This window comes from Protofrankia sp. Cj3, assembly GCF_917627355.1.
Lineage (GTDB): Bacteria > Actinomycetota > Actinomycetes > Frankiales > Frankiaceae > Protofrankia.
In genome coordinates this window covers 1262-4701 of record NZ_CAKJTR010000287.1, presented here as the reverse complement: position 1 = coordinate 4701, position 3440 = coordinate 1262, and the positions used below count along the sequence as shown (strand labels likewise).

2 protein-coding genes are annotated in these 3440 nt (G+C 64.5%); both read right to left on the bottom strand.

Annotated features, from left to right (window positions below):
- Positions 1–1597 precede the first annotated feature (1597 nt).
- Positions 1598–2179: a hypothetical protein gene (locus MJ783_RS22430; RefSeq protein WP_239313683.1), complete on the bottom strand. Its 582-nt coding sequence runs from the start codon at positions 2177–2179 to the stop codon at positions 1598–1600.
- Positions 2180–2693: 514 nt separating this feature from the next.
- Positions 2694–3326, bottom strand: a complete 633-nt coding sequence (locus tag MJ783_RS22425) for a response regulator transcription factor (protein WP_239313681.1) — start codon at positions 3324–3326, stop codon at positions 2694–2696.
- Positions 3327–3440 lie beyond the last annotated feature (114 nt).

Genomic DNA, 3440 nt, shown 5'->3' with positions numbered 1-3440 from the left:
GGCGCCGGACAGGTCCGCCCCGGCCAACCGAGAGCTGATGGCGCCCACCGTTGCCGGCTCGGCCAGTTCTCCCTGCGTTTTCGTCGCGGTGGGCGAGTGGGTCTGGATCCGGAGACTGAGGTCATCACGGAGAAAGGACGTAGCAGGGAGCGGGTGAATGTCGTCGGTAGTCATTGCCTGTCCCCTTCTTTTCAGCGGCTTGCGATGGTGGTGCAGGAGGCTGGCCATGGCGCGAGCCGTGGCCACATCGTTGATAATCCTCGTGATCTCGACATGGGAATAGCCTGGTGCGCTCAACGACACAGTGGTATACCCCTGTCCCGGGGCGGCTGGGGGTCCTGCGGCCTCTTGTGAAAGATCGTGGCGCGGGGGAGCTCGGCGGGCTTCGTTGAGCCGCGGAGAGCAGCCTGGATGGTGAGGACGACGCGTGTGGTACGGCGCTGTTCAGTGCGTATCCAGGCCCGGCAGAGGCGGCTGAACGCCAGGAAACGGCTGCCGACGAAGTAGGTCGTCAACGCCGCGCCTCCGTCCGGAAATTATCCTACCCGGCGTAACTCTATATCGGCGAATGGACGTAGTCCGACGATCAACGTGTCGGGGAGGAGTCCTCGATGGCCGCCGTGGTCAGGGGCAGTTCTCCGGCAGCTATGGTAGGTAAGGCCGCGTGGGCTTCTCCAGGCTCGCTTCTTGATCATTTGTGCGCCCGTCGACCATGCGTGCAGGATTGGCCAGGTATACCATGCCAGGGCATCGGTCAGCATCAGAAACGGGTTCTCCTGACGCGATCGTGGGTGTGATCGCTGTGCGATGGGTCGCCATAAGAGCGCGTCCTTCTCTCGCTGGGCTGCGCGATCGGTGAGAAACCGTGCCCGACAAAGAAAGAACGGTGTGCGTCTCCAGCGGATGGCGCAGAGGCCCTCGGGGCCGAATCGGTGATGCTGGAACAGGCGGCTCTCGGCGGGGACGAGGAGGCTGTCCGCATACGATGAAGAAGATCGTAGCCTCAACAGCGTTCATGTCGTGACTGAAAGTAGGTGGATGCTGGCCAGGGCGGGCTGGCGGCCGCTGATGGGCCCTGGGCCGGGAATCCTCCGGCCGCTCATCGAGACAGAGCTGGCCTGGGTGGCCTGTGCCGAGCATGGTGTCGTGGGGGCCGGGTGCGTGCTCTGCGACGGTGCATGGACCTGTTCCATGGCGTGGCCGTGCGCATGGGGCGCCTCACGATTACGCGTTTGTCAGCATCCACAGGGAGGCGCTTGACGCCCATCTCCCCGGGCTTGTGGCTTCTGTTCACCGGTACTGTTGATTCTTACGGTGGCCATGGTTGGCGATGGCGTAGCGGTCATACTGTTTGGACAGGTAGTCCGGTCAGTGGGCTGACTGATACGCCAGGGGAATTATAGGACAAAATGTTCGCAAAATCAGGCATGCGCCAGTTCGCAGCCACCCCCGCGAGTGGGCGGCGGGTGAGATTCCCGCCGCCCACTCCACTGACTGTTACATTCCGCTGCGGCACGAGGTGGCCTGACCGCGGTACGGGTAGCTGAGCCTGCGCTGAACAGGCACGTTCGAGCTGCGGATCGCGCGAAATCGTTGGTCAGTAGCTGCTGCCGCCACCGCTGCCGCTGTCAGCGGTGGCGGCCTGCGTTGCGCTCGCGGCGGCCGGCAGGGTGACGGCGTGCCAGATGCCGCCGACGCCGTCGCCCTTGGTGTCGCCCGCGGCGCTGTCGCCCGCGAAGGTGTAGAGCGGCAAGCCACGGTACGTTGCTTGTATTCCGCCGTCGGGACGGACGATCGTACCGACGGGCTTCGCCAGCCCGGAGACCGTCACATCGCCCGGTGACCCCAGGAGCAGCGGCGGCCACTTGGCGACGCAGTCGGCTGCGGTGCAGCTACTGGTGTTGCTGCCCTTGTCTTTGTCGAAGCTGTACAACGTCCTGCCGGCGGGGGTGACGAGGGTACGTCCGAGTGAGGTCTGGCGGATACCTACGGGAGCGTCCTTGGTCGAGCCGGCCGTGGCATTGGCGGACGTAGTGGCGGACCATTCTGCCGCCTGGGTGGCGGAAGCGGCAGCGGTGCTCGGCGCTGAAGCGCTCTGGGAGCTTTCGGAACTCCCGCAGGCACTGAGCGTGCCGGCCAGTGCCAACGCCAGCACCGGTAGTATTGTCTTCCCTCGCATTACTTCCTCCTGGTGTCTACGCGCTTTCACGTAAAACACGCGGGGCGGCCGTCGGTGCGTTCACTTCCTGGCTGTCGGAGTGGTGACATTACCGCTTATTGATCTTTTGTTCGTGAAGTGGCGGCAGGGCTTCATGGGTGCCCTGGGCGGATCAGGCATCCGGGTGCGCCGATGGGCCGGCCACCGTGGGATCGGGCGCGGCTGGACGCAGGACAACGGTCGCCGCTTGCGGCGCTGCGAATGTGCCCTGTCGACAGGACAGAGTGCCCGGCCGCCGAGGCCGCGGACCTGGTCGCGACGTGGATAGAGTCAGGTGACGGCTGGCGTCTGGGTAGTGACAGAACAACACCGGGCGTGACACGGCTGTTGGGGCGTAGACTCGACGATCGCTCAGTCCCGTCTTCCGCACATTATCCTTGCCGACCCGCGGTGATCGCCAGGAGTGGCGACCATGGCAATGTGCTGACCGGCAGCGATGCGACATGTGCGGAAAACGGGTTGGCGGGCGGCCGTGCTACAGGATGCCGAGTTGGTTGGCGCGGCTGAGGGCCTCGACACGGTTGCGCGCGCCGAGTTTTTCCAAGGTGCGTTGCAGGTACGTCTTGACGGTATTACGAGTCAGGCCAAGCGCGGAGGCGATCTCAGGATTCGTTTCGCCCATGGCGACATGCCGCAGGATGTCGTACTCGCGTCGAGTCAGGCCGTGTTCGCGCAGTTTTCGGTTGACCAGGAGAAGGCCGTCCTGCCCGAGGTCGGAGAAGATGACGCGCTCACCGGCCGCCACTCGACGGATGGCGTCGACGAGATCCGTGCGTTCGGTGTCTTTGACGACTATTCCGTGACCACCCGCAGCCATGGCCGAATTGAGCGCGGCGTGATCGGGGTGAGCGGTAAAAAGAATGATTTTCAGGGCGGAATGCTGCGCACGTAGCTCCTGAATCACTTCTGGGGCCAACATGTCGGGCAGGCGAAGGTCGAGGAGAACCACGTCCGGGTGGAACTCCTGCACGGCGCTGATTGTCTCGCGACCAGTGCGCGCGTAGCCGGCGATCCGCATGGAGGAGGTGTTCTGCAGCGCGAGCGTCACGCCGTCGAGAACGATGGGGTGGTCATCGGCGACGAGGACTCGTATGACTCGGCCGGTCATGCCGGTACCCATGCCTGGACGGTGACACCATCGTCGTCGTTGGGGGCGACGGCGAGCGAACCACCGATTCTGGCCAGCCGGTCAAAGGCTGCGGCCAGCCCGAGACCGGTGTCA